A 15,323-nucleotide genomic window follows, 5' to 3' on the forward strand; every position below is an offset into this window, starting at 1 on the left:
TTACCAGCCTTCCGGCTCGTAAACAGGCACGTTTCCATACGTAGCACGGCAATCACCCACGGGTAAGATTTCACCTGCTATATAGGTGGTTAGTGCCCCATAAAATGGAGCGCTGTATTCCTGCTGGCGGAAACGCTTACGTGTCACGGACGTAACGGCAAAATAGCCCCTTGCCCGGTCTGTCGGGTCGCTGGCATTGGTTACGTTGCCAACAACAGGTGCTGGTAAAGGATCGAAAATGCTGCCAGTCCGGGTGTTTTGCTGCTGATAGAGCTTCCAGAACTGATAATTCGTTTGTGTCATTCCATACTGCTGCACCTCAATCAACTGCGGCCCGATGGTATAGATCGGTAATTGTAACACTGCTCTTCCCCGAATGGGATTGCCGTTAACAGCTTCATCGCTGTAAATATTTACGTCCGTGCTGGAGATCGGCACCCAGCAGCGATCAAAGCATTTTGTAGCTACACAAAACGCACAGCATGGCACACCCGTCGACAACCGGTTCGTGTAACCATAAGCCGTCCAGCGATAGTAGTTTTTTTCAGTTGCTGGATCATGCGTATTGGCCGCGTATTCGACAACATACGGCTTGGTCAGATTGGCGGTCTTTTTTAGCTGTGATGAAACACTATCCACAACAGGCACGGCGGGCATCTGTTCAGGCATTGATACGTAGCGTTTGCCGTCAGCCAGCACTACCGATAGACTATACGTCCGTCCAACTTGTCCACGAAACGTAGTATCCGTTGTTCGATACATTCCCTGTCCTACCGATACCAGACGAACCTGACGCCCCTGATCGTCCTGTATACTCACCTGAGCACCCACAACGTATTGGCTGGCGACAGTTTGCTCATTGCCGCTATAGTTTCCGGTGTACGTCAGCCGGACGCTGTAGGGCGGGGCTTCATTGGTAATCTGGCCTTCTACCACCAGTCGAGGCTCTTCGGTACGGATAGGAAGTTGCACCTGATCAACGCAACCTGCTACGTTCATTAACAGGCTCATCAATAAAATTAGAGTTATCAGTTTTTTCATACGTTCAGAATCCAGGTGAATCAGCGGGCAATGAGAATTGATCAGAATCCTACGTGATGGCGCGCTGCTTTCAGAAATAGAAATTGTATGCGACTGATGGAATCATTGTACCAAATACCGAAAGCCGGTAGGATTCCGTGCGTTGATTATATCGTGTGAAATAGATGGAATATGGGTTCTTGTGCGCATAGACGTTATAGATACCCAACGTCCAGACACCGTAGCGTTTTTGGGCTTTATTGTACCGTGTATCTTTCGAAAACGCTACGTCCAGTCGGTGGTAATCAGGAATACGGTCGGCGTTGCGCTGGGAATAATCCTGCACGGACCCGCCGTTATAGATGTATTGACCATCGGGATACGTAGCAGGTACGCCCGTATAGTACACGAAATTGGTGGAGAACACCCAGTTATGCGACATTGCCCAGCGTGTCTGAAGATTCAGTGTATGTGGTCGGTCGATATAAGCCGGGTAATACCTCCCGCCATTGATACGTAGTTCATCAAACGGGGTTTGAACCGCAATCAGCGAGCGGGCATAGGTATAATTAAGCTGCCCGGTCAGGCGGCCTTTATTTTTACTTATGCCAAATTCAACGCCATAGGCACGCCCATCAGCTTGTAGCAGAGCCGTTTCAAGCATTGGATTCAGAATCAGGCTCGCCCCGTTTCGATACTCAATCTGGTTCTGAAGGCGCTTGTAATACCCTTCCACACTAAGCTCAAAGGTGTTCTCGCGCAGATTCTGAAAGAGACCAACGGACACCTGATCGGCAATTTGGGGCGGAACGTAGCGATCACTCAGCTTCCAGAAATCCAGTGGGGTAATGGCCGTTGTATTCGAGATCAGATTGACGTACTGTCGCGTGCGTCCGGCACTAGCTTTAATGGCTGTATTTTTGGCTACCTGAACCCGTAACGCCAGCCGGGGCTCCAGACCGCCGTACGTCTGCGCGACCTGACCACGCCCATAACGTACTGAATCTATGATGGTTTCTGGAGAAACTGGCCTATTTTCGGCGTACTGATATACAATCTGCGAACCTAAAAAAGCAAACGTAGTATACCGTAAACCCGCCTGTAACGTAACGCTGGGCGTCAATTCCCACTCCGCATTTATATAAGCCCCTAACTCCCGCCCCTTCTCGGGCGTGATATTTTGTGGATTGATACTCGAATCGTTGCCAACGGGCGTCACCTTTCCTGTTTGAATACCGTATAAAATAGCATTGACCCCCGCATGTATTTTGTATTTCTGACGTAGTGTGTAATAAATATCGGCCTTGCCCTCCCGCTGCTCGATGTACGACGAGAAACGAAAGGCCAAGCCCGGCTTAATCCCATCGACATTCAGATGATAACCACTGTAGAGCGCGGTCAGGTTCAACTGCAGCGCGGGCCGAATCAGGTAACTCCACCGTCCTGTCACTACGTTGGACGTCCAGCCATAGAGCGTATCGCCGGGAAAGCGAAAATTATCCTGGCTTCGGTAGGCCGACAACGAAACAGTGCTACGTTCGCTGGGAGTGTAGGTTAGCTTTAGGTTTCCGTCGTAGAAGAACGCCCGACTTTGATTGACGCTTGCCGTTGGAAATAGTTTCAGCAGATAATTCGGAAAGGCGATACGTCCTCCGGCAATCAGCGTAAGTTTTTTTGCGATCGGTCCATCCACCACAGCCCGCACACTCACGGGACTGATTCCGCCCGACAACCGCCAGCCATCTTTGTTGCCATTACGTGTGCTCATGAGCAATAGCGACGATACGCGCCCTCCGTATTGTGCCGTATAAGCGCCTTTACTCAGGCTTACGTCCTGTACCAGATCAGGGTTGATGTTGGTGTAGAATCCGAGCAGGTGAGACGTATTAAACAACGGAGCGCCGTCAATTAATATCAGATTCTGATCAGCACGACCGCCCCGTACGTTGAAGCCCCCGGCGCCCTCACCCGCTGTTGTTACGCCCGCCTGAAGCGATAGCGCTTTTAGAATATCGGGTTCACCAAGCACTACAGGCATCCGTTTGAGTTCAGGCATACTTAACTGAATCTCACCCATTTGCACCGACTTAATGTTTTTGTCCTCACGCGTAGCCCGTACGTCTACTTCCTCTAAATCCGTAGAGCGGGGCTGGAGGAAATACTCAATCTGTTTATTGGCGTTCAGCGTAACGGTTTCGCGCCCACGAAAATACCCGACTGCCGACACGTACACGGTCAGGATGCCGGGCGCATGGTTTAGCGAAATGAGTCCGGCCGTGTCAGCACGGGCTCCGGCTTTGGTCTCGGCAATGATCAGGCTGGCTCCCGGTACGGGCTTTTTTGTAACACCATCCCGAACGGCAACTTGTAAACGGAAGCGCTGCTGTGCGTGTAGGGATGTACAAAGAATAAAAAATATGAAAAGAAAAAGTAGCAATAGCCTTAGCTTCATAACGTCGGGTAAAGGAATAGTCTAGTAATTGACCCGTAAGGTACAAAAATGGATGCAACGAGCTGAAGACTTATTTTGCGTAACTATCCCTAAAACCGGCTTTGAGACGCTATCTAACAACGGAACTTACTGTACGGTAGTACGACCTTTCAACGCCCCATATTAAACCAGTACCACAAGTTTTCCCTGTGTTCGTCCGCTTTCAATCTGTCGATGAGCTTGCTGCATTTCATCAAATGCAAACGTTTGCGAAACATGCGCTTTGATCTGGCCCTTTTCCAATAAATCTGCTAGTTGCTGCATATCGCTCCCATTCGAGTGCACCCGTATTGGATAACCAATCATGCCTTTCGCTTCGGCTTTCTCTTTCACCGCTTCGTTCTTGCCCGATGGAATGCTGATAATGGTAGCTCCCGGTTTCATTACGCTCAGTGAGTGATCAATCGTCTCGTTGCCAATGGCATCCAGTACAAAATCAATGGCGTGAGTGGCTTCTGACAAAGTTTGTGCCTTATAATCAATATGTTCGTCGGCTCCAAGCGAGAGAACAAAATCCCGGTTGGCCGCCGACGACGTACCGATTACGTATGCGCCCAACGCTTTAGCGATTTGCACAGCAAAATGCCCTACCCCACCCGAAGCCGCGTGAATCAGCACCCGTTGCCCGGCCTGTACGTTCGCGTGCGTAACAATGGCCTGCCAGGCGGTCAGCGCGGCCAGACTGGCAGCAGCGGCTTCGACATGCGAAATTGTAACTGGCTTTAAAGCCAGATGACTCGCCGGAGCTGCTACGTATTCGGCATACGCTTTTCCAATTCCCGGAAAATTAACCATGCCAAACACGTCGTCACCCACGGCAAACAAGGTTGATCTGGAAGCTGTAACAACGCCCGAGATATCCCAGCCCAGAATCATCGGGTTTTGCGTTTTCAACGTTGCGGCCATTCCTTTGCCCGAGCGGGTTTTTACATCAATAGGGTTTACGCTAATCGCTTTTACCTGGATCAATACGTCGTTATCGGCAATAATTGGCGTATTGATGTTGGAGAGAATGAGGTTTTCAACCCCGCCAAAATCGTTGAGAAGAATAGCTTTCATGTAATTAGTCTGGAAATTTGCGTTACGTAGCACGGTAAAAGTACAAAAGGGTAAGTAATCAGGCGCGTCCCAATTACTTACCCTTCGCGTATCAATCAGTTGATTGATTAAAAACTTACCGCTTCTTTTTGCCTGAATAATATTTCGAGGCTTTCGGCTTGCCGGTATTTTCTTTCTTTTGGCTTCCCAGCAAGCGTTCGACCAGATCCGGTCGATTAAGTTTTGTCAGCCGGTTTCGAATCCAGTCTTTGTGCTCCGGTTTGTACCAGAAGAAATACCGGTTCTGGGCCAGTTTCTCTTCGCGTGTTTTGGGCGTTTTAACGGGTTTCAGCGTATACGGATGAACGCCCGAGTAATAAATCACTTCGGCTACCGTCATGGGCGTTGGCGTAAAATCCTGGACCTGTTCGAGTTGAAAACCCAGGTCTTTGGTTTCGGCTGCCAGATTTGCCATGTCCTGCTCCTCGCAACCGGGGTGCGACGAAATAAAGTACGGGATGAGTGGCTGCTTCAGGTTATGTTTCTCCTGAATCTGGTCGTACTTCTTCTTGAATGTCTTGAAGTACTTGAACGATGGCTTCCGCATGATCCGCAACGTATCGTCGGCGGTATGTTCAGGAGCCACTTTCAACCGACCCGATACATGGCGCGTGGTCAGTTGCTCCATGTACTCGTCGTGGTTGCCATCGGCATTGTTTTTATTGAAATCGTCGACCAGCAAATCATAGCGTACGCCCGATCCGACAAACGCTTTTTTGATGGATGGATTCGCATCAACTTTACGATACAACTCTGTCAGCGGCTTATGCGACGTATCAAGATTCGAGCAGATAACCGGGTGAATACAGCTTGGGCTCTGGCAACGCGCGCAGATCGACTCATCTTTACCCTTCATCTTGTACATGTTCGCCGATGGTCCGCCCAGATCCGAAATGTATCCCTTGAATTCAGGATGCTTCGTGATTTCGTCCACTTCTTTCAAAATCGACTTCTCACTACGTGATGCAATAAATTTACCCTGGTGCGCCGAAATTGTACAAAAGCTACAACCGCCAAAGCAGCCCCGGTGCATATTGACCGAAAACTTGATCATATCATACGCCGGAATCGGTCCCCGTTTTTTGTATTTCGGGTGCGGCAAACGCGTATACGGCAGATCGAACGACTTGTCAATCTCCGTTTCGTCCATCGTCTTGAACGGCGGATTGATTACCAGCACCTGATCGCCGACGTTTTGCGTAATGCGGTTCGCCTGCCACTTATTCGACTCTACTTCAACGATTTTGAAGTTGGCTGCGTATTTAATTTTATCCTCCAGACATTCTTCATGACTCGCCAGCTCAACGGTATTCCAGTTATTGTAATCACGTAGTGGTGTACTGGCATCATGCATAAAAGCCACCTGATTGATGTTGCGCATCGACGAAAACGGCACGCCTTTCCGCACCAGTTTCAGAATTTCGCGGAGCGGTTGCTCGCCCATCCCATACACCAGCATATCGGCACCGGCATCAACCAGAATAGACGGTAGTAATTGATCCTGCCAGTAATCGTAGTGGGTTACCCGACGTAGCGAAGCCTCGATTCCGCCCAGCAGAACCGGTACGTCGGGATATAACATTTTTAAGATGTTGGAATAAACGATTGTCGCGTAATCGGGACGAAACCCAGCTTCGCCACCAGGCGTATACGAATCGTTGGAACGCAGTCGTTTGTTGGCCGTGTAATGATTCACCATCGAATCCATACAGCCTGCCGTAACACCGAAGAAGTATTTAGGCCGGCCAAATTTCTTGAAATCCCGCAGATCGTCTTTCCAGTTGGGCTGAGCAATGATGGCTACCCGAAACCCTTCGCTTTCCATGATACGTCCGATTACGGCCGTGCCGAAAGCCGGATGATCGACATAAGCATCGCCCGAAACCAGCACAATATCCACTTCATCCCAGCCTCGTTTTTCCACTTCCTTCATCGTCAGCGGTAACCAGTCTGTCAGGGGTCTTTCTATCATCACTACGTGCGTTTATGTCTTTGAAAACCACCGATTCTACGAAAAAATTCATATCAATGGCCTCTCAATACGTATTGATTGTGGAATTATGGAAATCCTGAACTATATGCGCTACTACCCGTAGCACACTGTCGATCAGTATAGGGTTACGTTCGCTACAAAGAGTTTTCCGGTTTTACCAGACGTACATAAACTGATACCCGAGGCTAAGTGCAATGAACCCTTCTACGATCCAGATGTACAGATTGTTACCCTTCAAAAGGCGACGTACCAGAAAATGAAAACCGACGGCACCAATTGCAATCGGAATACCGAAAATAAACTGCAACGCATTGTTTTCTCTGCCAATGTGAAAAAGACCTTCTATCACCATCAAAATGCCACCCAGGGCTAGTAGCATAAATGGCGTAACAATGCTGGCTATTTTTGAAAAATCCATACTTCGTTATGCGTTTTTCCGGGAAACACTACCGACTAACTAACCGCAGTTAACCAGTAATGTTACATCTATTGAGCAACTCAGTATCTATGGGTCGCAAATCCGGGCATAAAAAAACGACGCCCACAGGTGGGCGTCGTTCCTGTCATAAATGTTACGTCACTGCTACATAAGCAGAATTCACGCGGGTTCAAGTTCGCGGTCGGACTTACGTGAGCGCGACCGTTCCAGCGGATTCAGACGTAGCAAAACGCGTTTTTTGATGCGCATCCAGCGCTCGTATAGCTTTGATTCTTTCAGGAAGTTCCACTTCTCTTCTTTCTCCTCTTTTTTGTGCTCTTCCGGATCGTACAGCATACCTGTGCACAGGCAGTGCTTCCGATTGGTACGCGTCAGAATATCGAAGTTCGTACAGGTTTGGCAGCCCTTCCAGAAAGCTTCATCGGCTGGTAATTCACTGAGCGTGACAGGCTGATAACCCAGATCGGAGTTAATTTTCATAACCGCCAGACTCGTCGTAATCCCGATGATCTTGGCCGTTGGGAACATCGTCCGCGACAATTCAAACGCCTTAGCTTTGATGCGTGTAGCAATGCCGCTTTTACGATGATCCGGATGGACGATCAACCCTGAGTTGGCCACAAACTTGCCGTGGTCCCAGGTTTCGATGTAACAGAAGCCAACCCACTCGCCCGACAGTGTCATGGCGATAATGGCTTTGCCTTCGAGCATTTTCTCCATCACATAAATGGGCGAACGCTTGGCAATACCGGTTCCCCGCGCCTTTGCGCTTTCTTCCATTTCGTGGCAGATGGTTTCGGCCAGCCGCAGGTGGTTCTCATTGGCGACCTGAATAATATATTGATCGTTAACTACTTCTGGGGTGATCATTGTCGTTTATTGGGCGGTTGTGAAGCCGCAAAAACGGAGACAGCGTAATCCGAGCTGGTTTGTTGTGAAAATTAAACGAGAAAATAAGCGGAAACGTCTACCACATAGGCAAACAAAATGATATAGTCCTTTCGGACCTAAACCGAAATGGCGTAGTATGGAAGAAGGTCGGTATATAAACGAGCTTGGCCATTGGTTTTGTGCGAAAACGCGGACAATGTTAGAGAGATTATCCGGGTCTTGCAATATGATAACGGTTTTTTTTTAGGATAGTTCGTGAACGGTCAAAACATATTTATTAATCTTTAAGTCCTATACGTCTATGCAACAGGCTAACCGGGTCTGTTACTGAATTTTATGACGTATGACGGCCTCTTTCGTTACACCAAAATATCCATTAACACTCAGTCAAAGTCAGCCGTTACGCTACGTTGTCTTTTTTTATTTATATGTCATGCAAGGGCTGCCCGCAGGCTTCTCGCTGACAGCCCTTGCCAATTACCTGACGGCCGAAGGCGTAAAACCGTCCATGATTGGTACGTTCACGGCCATTGTCGGCTTGCCGTGGGCCTTTCAATTTATCTGGGGACCGTTAATTGATCGTTATCAACGTTCCGCAATGGGCCGGCGAAAACCCTGGGTTATTGGTGCACAGTTTCTGGCTTTTCTGGCGTCGCTGGGTATTTTATTTGTACGGAATCCAGTCGACCAGGTTACGACACTTGCCTGGTTTTTCTTCGGACACAGCATTTTCGCGGCTATTCAGGATGCAAGTGTCGATGCGATGGCCATTACGGTTATTCCGGAAGACGAGCGCGGCCGTGTCAATGCGTTTATGCGGGCTGGTTTTCTGATCGGCACGGGCGTGGGCGCTGCTGTATTCTCGCAACTGCTACGTAGCTACGGTTTCTTCGATACGGCCTTAACGCTGTCGCTCAGTCTGCTTGCGTTAACCTTTCTAACCTGCTTTATTCGCGAACGCCCCGAAGATCGTTTACTGCCTTCCTTCAACCGCCAGTCGCTGGTGATTGTACAACCATCCACTCAACGTACTGAACTTGTCGAACATGATTTTCGGTGGCTATTTACTGAGTTATTCAAAGGTTTGTTCTCAAGAAGAAGCTTGTTACTGTTTGGGTCGGTTGTGGCCGCTTATGTGAGTGTTAGCCTTTTTCTGCGTGCTTACAATTACCATCTGATTCAAAAACTTGGCTGGGCCGACACGTCGGTTTCGTTCCTGACGGGTACGTATGGGATGATCGTCGCAACGGTGGTGTCGCTCACGGGCGGGTTTGTCGCTGACCGGGTAGGGGCGCGTCGTTTGCTGATTGTTATGCTGGGAGTTGTGGCGGTTTATCTTATTACGTTCAATAGCCTGGCCGGTTTGTGGGTTCATGAGCGGATGGCGCAAACGGGTTTAGTGGCGTTGTATTTCATGGACCCCAGTATTAGCGTAGCGGCTATGCCCGTGTTGATGACGCTCTGCCGTAAGGGTGTTGAGGGCTCCCAGTTTACTACGTATATGGCCTTCGTTAATCTGTCTGATATTGCCGGTTCATTTCTGACGGGGCACGCCTTACACTACATTCAGGCACCTGCTATCGGCCTGTTTGCGGGCGGGTTAGCCTTTGTGGCTATGCTCGTTACGTGGTTTACGCTGCGGCATTACCGGACGATAGCGCCATAGATTAACACAAACTAAACCTGAATAATACTCACCTATAGCCCTTTACAGGCACTGGCACATTAAAAAACGGTCAGGTTTACTACGTGTAAACCTGACCGTTTTTTAATACGTATGCCTATTGTCTGTTATTTCCGGCTTACTCGATAAATAACGCCGTTATTGTCTTCCGTAAAGATCAGAGAACCATCAGGCAACGTAGCAATTCCGACAGGACGGCCAAACTGAGCCTGGTTGTTGTTAACCAGAAAACCCGTTACAAAATCCTCCGTACTAACCGGATTGCCGTTCTCGAAATGAATACGTATCACTTTGTAGCCCGAAGGTTGCGAACGATTCCAGGAGCCACGCATCGTGGCAAAAGCATCATTTTGGTATTCATTTCCAAAGCTGCTGGCTGCTCCTGCACTCGTATAAAATAACATTGCCATCGGCGCTGCGTGCGGGTCATACTGTAACACAGGCAGCGTTGTTTTGGCTAAAATCTGCGCATACGTAGTGTCGCCCATCGGCCGGGGATGAGGATTGTAGTTGCCATCTCCGTAAATGTACGGCCAGCCGTAAAAAGCCCCTTCCTTAATCAGATTTAACTCTTCTTTCTGTTGTTCATCGCCCAACCAATCAATTCCGTGATCAAGACCGTAAAGCGCTTTCGTTTGAGGATGCCAGCCAAACCCAATGGTATTCCGCAGCCCTTTGGCAAAGATTTTACGGTTTTTCCCATCAGGGTCAGCCCGTAACATAGTAGCATGTTCAGCATTAGGTTCAGCGCAGGCATTGCAGGTACTGCCCACGGTAATATACAACAAGCCGTCGGGCCCAAATGCAATTGTGCGGTTAGGGTGCTGGCCAGCGTCAGGTAAATCACTGATCAGCAATTGCTGCTGGGTCAATGATCCGTCGCCCTCAATGTTTGCTACGTATAACTCCTTAATGGCCACCATATACAATTTACCCTGGTGAATCGTAAGGCCGTGAACCGCTTTAATAGTAGCCACAATCCGTTTGAAATCCGCTTTTCCATCGCCGTTCGTATCCTTCACCAGCGTGACTGTACCGGCCGTTCGGTCAGTAACATAAACATCGCCCGACGAGTTGACGGCCAGCATTCGCGGTTTTCCGAGTTGATCAGCAAATTTGGTAACGGCAAAGCCAGCGGGAACCTTCAACTGCGCGATTCGCTCATCGGTAGCGGGTACTAAAGCCGGTTCGAACACATTTCCCTGTACACTGGCGGAAGTGGGTTCAGCGTTTGTTTCCGGAACCTTAGCCACGATGTGATCGCTCTGGCAGGCCTCAAATACACTGGCTAACCCAACAATAGAAAGTAGGATTGGTACACGTAAGTTTCTCATTGAGGAATCAAAAAACGTTGAATAGTTCTAAAAAATATTCTTCCCCGAACGTAGTCAAAGAGATAGAATTGTATCGAGGGGACAACGTTCGGTAAAAGACAGGTGTTTAATAAAGTAAGGTAAAGGCCCGGATTGATTTACAATCCGGGCCTTTACCTTACTTGCTGCCCCATACGTTCTACTGGGTTCAGATACACTCCGACAAAATTCTAAGACGTACAACGTCTCTTATAACAAGGTTTATCGAATAGCCAGCTCGGTTTGTGCGTCGAAAAAATGAATTCTGTTAATATCCCAGAACATGGTAGTTGGCTGATCAAATTTTACCGTTGAATCTCCCGACAGCTTTGCCACAAACCGACGATCTTCTATTAGAAAATACGCCAGAATCTCATTACCCATGTGCTCAATAGCGTCGATAGCCATGATCGGTTCGGCAGAATAATGCCGCTGCTGCATACTTACAGGCTTCTCGCGCATGTGTTCGGCCCGAATTCCGAGCACAACGTTACGTCCTTCATACGCTTTCAGGGCATGTTGATGCGTAGACATCGATAAATCAATCCGAACCGTACGCGCTGCACTTTCAAACCCGACTCGTCCGTCTACATTTGTTACCCGACCGGGCAGGAAATTCATTGGTGGCGTACCAATAAAACCGGCCACAAACAGATTGGCGGGTCGATTGTAGAGTTCCAGTGGCGTATCGTACTGCATAACATCGCCACTACGTAGCACCACAATCCGATCGCCAAGGGTCATGGCTTCAACCTGATCGTGCGTTACATAAATCATCGTTGCCAGAAGTTCGCGGTGGAGTTTCTGAAGTTCGATACGTGTCTGTCCGCGAAGTTTGGCATCCAGATTACTGAGTGGTTCATCGAACAGAAATACCTTCGGATTCCGGACAATTGCCCGACCAATCGCCACACGCTGCCGCTGCCCGCCCGACCTATCTTTTGGTTTACGATCAAGCAACTTTTCGATTTCCAGAATTTTAGCCGCCCGCATAACCCGGTATCGGATTTCATTACTATCCATGTTCCGCAGTTTCAACCCGAACGCCATATTTTCGTAAACGGTCATGTGCGGATAGAGCGCGTAATTCTGAAACACCATAGCGATGTCGCGGTCTTTCGGAGGACGGTCGTTGATACGTTCGCCATCCAGTAACAGATCGCCATCGGTGATGTCTTCCAAACCAGCAATCATTCGCAATAGCGTTGATTTACCACAACCCGACGGCCCAACTAGTACAACAAATTCGCGGTCGTTCACATCGATAGTAACGTCCTCAATCACCCTGGGCCCACCTGCGTAAGCTTTGGCGATGTGACGGAGTATAACTTCTGCCATATTTCTAATGGGTCGAGCTGCAATACGTTGCGTCTCTACTTGTATTTTTCCAGCGCCTTCACAGCGTCGGGATGTTGTTCGATTCGTTGAAAAGCCCAGAGCGCTTCGATCGTCGATTCGGCGCCTGAGTTTCGGTTGACTTGCGCGTTCGCTCCAATGCCATCATATCCACGTCCGGTTGCTACGTCATACATGGCGGTGTTGGCTGCGTTTTTACCCAGAAACCAGCTTGCCAGTTGGCCAGCCAGGTCAGCATATTTGACGTCTTTCGTTTGGTCATATGCTTCCAGTGCCGCCCAGATCATCGGCCGTATTCCGTAGGCAATCTGCGAATATCGACTCGTTTTAACCGGTTTAATTTCACTACCTGATTGCTCAACCTCAAACGACTCCAGGAATCCCTGTTGAATCAGGTACGGATAAAAGTTATCAATCTCGCGCCGGGCAGCCGAAACCCACGCCGACTTATTCAGCGCTTTCCCAACACGTAACAACGCATATGACTGGTCGCTGGCGTAGGCGTGCCAGTTGTTTTCAAAGCTCAAAATAGCGCCATACGGATATTTACCCGCATCACCATATTGCATTGCCAGAATTCCTTCGCCCAGCAGTTCAATCAATTTTAATACATCGGCATTCGGTGTTTGCTGATAGATGTTGTTCAGACTCAGTAGCATAATAGCTGCCTGGTCAGTACCCGACCCAAACGGCAACCATTTCGGCACCTGAACCCCTTTGATGAAATTATATTCTTTCGGTTTGTTGCCGAAGTCACGTAGCATATTGGTCGTCAGCTTCTGGAGGGAAGTTTGAATACGTCCGGCCAACGTAGCATCGGCTTTCTGGTAATACGGATACGCTTCCGACAGCAGCCACAGCGCACGCCACGACCAGAAATTAGGCTCGGCTACGCTGGTCTGAAAGGTTTTGTTGATCGTTCGGTCGGGCCAGAGGAAGTTATAGAAATACCCGTTGTCTGCCTGTAGTTGCAGCACAAATTCGGCGGTGGTACGTAACATCGCCTGCTTTTCCTTGCTGGTGGACAGATCCGGTTCGTGCAGAAGAAACAGAGCCGCCCGCGCTACGTCGTCGATGCAGGTAAACCCTTCGTCGGCATCCGTTACGAGATGATAATCCGGTGCTTCGCTGTAAATCGCAATGGTGCCTACTTCCGTACCGTTCGAGGCTAGTTTAACGGTCTGATAAAGCCGATCCAGATGCGACAGATTAACGTAACGCGCTGTCGGCGTAGGCGTCTGGGCAACCGGTTGTTCTTTCTTGCACGAAAAGGCGAAGAGCAGAATTTGCAGCGCCAGTAATTTTAAAAAAGCGGGTCGAGTCATAATACGTATACTGCATTGAAACCAGTTGAGTTCGTGATGTCGGGTTCTTAAACCCGACATGATTGCTGACGCGAACTGTCGGTTTTAAGAACCCGACATCACGAACTCATACGGTTAATTCTATCAAAAAAGTTAATCTTTCAATCCCGAAGACGCCATGCTTCGGATAAAGTGTTTCTGGAAAAACAGGTACAAAATCACAATCGGAATGGCCAGCAAAACGGCAGCCGCAATCTTCACACCCAGTTGTCCTTCGGCCCGTCCGCCCACGGAGAACAGCGTGACCAACTGCGGCATGGTCATGGTCGTCTCGTCGCGAATAACGATTAACGGCCAGAGCGCTTCGTTCCAGATGCCCATAAATGTCAGAATTGTAATGGTCAGAACCGTGGGCAGAACGTTAGGCACCAGAATCTGAAAAATAATGCGAAGTTCACCCGCACCATCCATTCGTGCCGCATCGATCAGCGCTTGCGGTAAACTTTGAAACGCCTGACGAAACAGAAGGATTGACAGCGAATTGAGCGCAAACGGTACAATCAGCGCCAGATACGTATCGACCCAGCCTAAACTTACCATGGTAATGTAGTTGGGAATCAGCGTAATCTGAAACGGCAGCGTCATCGTGAAGATGATCAGGTAAAAAATCCAGTCGCGTCCCACAAAATTGAGTCGCGCCAGTGCATACCCCACCATTGCCCCTGAAATAAGCACCAGGCCCGTTGTTACGACGGCCACGAATGCGCTGTTCAGAAACGCCCGATCCAGCGGAATCTTCGTGAACACCGTTACGTAGTTGCTCCACGTAAAATCGATAGGCAACAGCGTCAGATCACCCAGTCCGCTTTCCGACGATAACGACGCGCTGACCATCCAGATAAACGGATAAATGAACGACAATGCCGCCAGAATCAGTAACGTATATTTCAGAATCGTTCGAATCATTTTTTATAGTTTTCAGTTTTCAGTCTTCTGTTTACTGTTGCTTTCGCGTCAGCCAACTGTAAACAGAAGACTGAAAACTGAAGATTAAAGACTGTTTAAATTTCCTGCTCAACGTAGCGCCGTTGGATGATCACGACAAACAGAATAATCAGCGCGAAGCAGAAACCTAACGTAGCCGAATAGCCCATGTGGTAATACTGAAACGCCTGTCGGTAAATGTACATCACCGCCGAGAGCGTCGAATTCATCGGGCCCCCTTCGGTCATGATATACGGCTCCACAAACAGCGAGAACCCACCGATGGTCGACAGCACCACGACGGTAAAAATCGTTGGATTGATGATCGGCAACGTAATGTAGCGGAACTTCTGCCAGTCGGTCGCCCCTTCCAGATCAGCTGCTTCGTAATACTGCGTCGGTACGGATTGCAGCCCGACCAGAAACAGAATCACGTACAGGCCCACGTTTTTCCAGGTAGCCATAGCCGCAATGGAATACATCGCTACGTCGGGGTCGGTCAGCCACGGCACACGCGGCAGGCTCATAGTCGTTAGCATTCGGTTCAGAATTCCCGAATTGAAACTCAACAGTTGCTGCCATAGGATCGTAACAACCACGCCCGACACAATCACTGGCAGAAAAAAAGCTGCCCGAAAAAAACCAGCCCCCCGGATTGTCCGGTTCAGCAACTCGGCCAGCGCCAAAGCCACCACAATTTGCAGCGGAATG

General features: G+C 49.1%; 12 protein-coding genes. 1 reads left to right on the plus strand and 11 read right to left on the minus strand.

The genetic code is table 11. From position 1 onward, the window contains the following. The 6 genes from ACOJS8_RS19880 to ACOJS8_RS19905 form a co-directional block, all read right to left on the minus strand. Positions 1-1,041, minus strand: a complete 1,041-nt coding sequence (locus ACOJS8_RS19880; RefSeq protein WP_420150297.1) for a DUF4249 domain-containing protein — start codon at positions 1,039-1,041, stop codon at positions 1-3. Between the two features lie 70 nt (positions 1,042-1,111). Next, the gene (locus tag ACOJS8_RS19885) at positions 1,112-3,472 is read right to left on the minus strand and encodes a TonB-dependent receptor (protein WP_420150298.1); all 2,361 of its coding nucleotides are present in this window, start codon (positions 3,470-3,472) and stop codon (positions 1,112-1,114) included. Positions 3,473-3,634: 162 nt separating this feature from the next. Continuing rightward, positions 3,635-4,570: an NADP-dependent oxidoreductase gene (locus tag ACOJS8_RS19890; protein WP_420150299.1), complete on the minus strand. Its 936-nt coding sequence runs from the start codon at positions 4,568-4,570 to the stop codon at positions 3,635-3,637. Between the two features lie 115 nt (positions 4,571-4,685). Then, positions 4,686-6,581, minus strand: coding sequence for a YgiQ family radical SAM protein (locus ACOJS8_RS19895; protein WP_420150300.1), 1,896 nt, complete (start codon positions 6,579-6,581; stop codon positions 4,686-4,688). Between the two features lie 175 nt (positions 6,582-6,756). Next, positions 6,757-7,020: a hypothetical protein gene (locus ACOJS8_RS19900; RefSeq protein WP_420150301.1), complete on the minus strand. Its 264-nt coding sequence runs from the start codon at positions 7,018-7,020 to the stop codon at positions 6,757-6,759. A 180-nt stretch (positions 7,021-7,200) separates the two neighbouring features. Continuing rightward, a complete protein-coding gene (locus ACOJS8_RS19905) occupies positions 7,201-7,911 on the minus strand; it encodes a GNAT family N-acetyltransferase (protein WP_420150302.1) in 711 nt (236 codons plus the stop codon). Positions 7,912-8,275: 364 nt separating this feature from the next. Between ACOJS8_RS19905 and ACOJS8_RS19910 the strand changes: the two genes are divergently transcribed. After that, positions 8,276-9,598, plus strand: a complete 1,323-nt coding sequence (locus ACOJS8_RS19910; protein ID WP_420150303.1) for an MFS transporter — start codon at positions 8,276-8,278, stop codon at positions 9,596-9,598. Positions 9,599-9,723: 125 nt separating this feature from the next. On the opposite strand, the gene ACOJS8_RS19915 is transcribed toward ACOJS8_RS19910, so the two are convergent. The 5 genes from ACOJS8_RS19915 to ACOJS8_RS19935 form a co-directional block, all read right to left on the minus strand. Beyond that, complete coding sequence (locus ACOJS8_RS19915; protein WP_420150304.1) at positions 9,724-10,950, minus strand: PQQ-dependent sugar dehydrogenase; 1,227 nt, start codon at positions 10,948-10,950, stop codon at positions 9,724-9,726. A gap of 240 nt (positions 10,951-11,190) precedes the next feature. Further along, the gene (locus tag ACOJS8_RS19920; RefSeq protein WP_420150305.1) at positions 11,191-12,306 is read right to left on the minus strand and encodes an ABC transporter ATP-binding protein; all 1,116 of its coding nucleotides are present in this window, start codon (positions 12,304-12,306) and stop codon (positions 11,191-11,193) included. 35 nt (positions 12,307-12,341) lie between these two features. Beyond that, positions 12,342-13,649 carry a hypothetical protein gene (locus tag ACOJS8_RS19925; protein ID WP_420150306.1) on the minus strand — a complete coding sequence of 436 codons (1,308 nt, stop codon included), beginning with the start codon at positions 13,647-13,649 and terminating at the stop codon, positions 12,342-12,344. Between the two features lie 132 nt (positions 13,650-13,781). Next, on the minus strand, positions 13,782-14,594 hold the full coding sequence (locus tag ACOJS8_RS19930; protein ID WP_420150307.1) for a carbohydrate ABC transporter permease: 813 nt from the start codon (positions 14,592-14,594) through the stop codon (positions 13,782-13,784). Positions 14,595-14,689: 95 nt separating this feature from the next. Beyond that, a partial coding sequence (locus ACOJS8_RS19935) for a carbohydrate ABC transporter permease (protein ID WP_420150308.1) occupies positions 14,690-15,323 on the minus strand: 634 nt, incomplete at its 5' end.

Origin of the sequence: Spirosoma sp., from assembly GCF_048594605.1 — a bacterium.
In the GTDB taxonomy this organism is placed as follows: domain Bacteria; phylum Bacteroidota; class Bacteroidia; order Cytophagales; family Spirosomataceae; genus Spirosoma.

What these genes read in the sequence shown, in the direction of transcription:
- ACOJS8_RS19880 (WP_420150297.1), bottom strand. Translation starts at nt 1,041, where the DNA reads ATGAAAAAACTGATAACTCTAATTTTATTGATGAGCCTGTTAATGAAC.
- ACOJS8_RS19885 (WP_420150298.1), bottom strand. Translation starts at nt 3,472, where the DNA reads ATGAAGCTAAGGCTATTGCTACTTTTTCTTTTCATATTTTTTATTCTT.
- ACOJS8_RS19890 (WP_420150299.1), bottom strand. Translation starts at nt 4,570, where the DNA reads ATGAAAGCTATTCTTCTCAACGATTTTGGCGGGGTTGAAAACCTCATT.
- ACOJS8_RS19895 (WP_420150300.1), bottom strand. Translation starts at nt 6,581, where the DNA reads ATGATAGAAAGACCCCTGACAGACTGGTTACCGCTGACGATGAAGGAA.
- ACOJS8_RS19900 (WP_420150301.1), bottom strand. Translation starts at nt 7,020, where the DNA reads ATGGATTTTTCAAAAATAGCCAGCATTGTTACGCCATTTATGCTACTA.
- ACOJS8_RS19905 (WP_420150302.1), bottom strand. Translation starts at nt 7,911, where the DNA reads ATGATCACCCCAGAAGTAGTTAACGATCAATATATTATTCAGGTCGCC.
- ACOJS8_RS19910 (WP_420150303.1), top strand. Translation starts at nt 8,276, where the DNA reads ATGACGGCCTCTTTCGTTACACCAAAATATCCATTAACACTCAGTCAA.
- ACOJS8_RS19915 (WP_420150304.1), bottom strand. Translation starts at nt 10,950, where the DNA reads ATGAGAAACTTACGTGTACCAATCCTACTTTCTATTGTTGGGTTAGCC.
- ACOJS8_RS19920 (WP_420150305.1), bottom strand. Translation starts at nt 12,306, where the DNA reads ATGGCAGAAGTTATACTCCGTCACATCGCCAAAGCTTACGCAGGTGGG.
- ACOJS8_RS19925 (WP_420150306.1), bottom strand. Translation starts at nt 13,649, where the DNA reads ATGACTCGACCCGCTTTTTTAAAATTACTGGCGCTGCAAATTCTGCTC.
- ACOJS8_RS19930 (WP_420150307.1), bottom strand. Translation starts at nt 14,594, where the DNA reads ATGATTCGAACGATTCTGAAATATACGTTACTGATTCTGGCGGCATTG.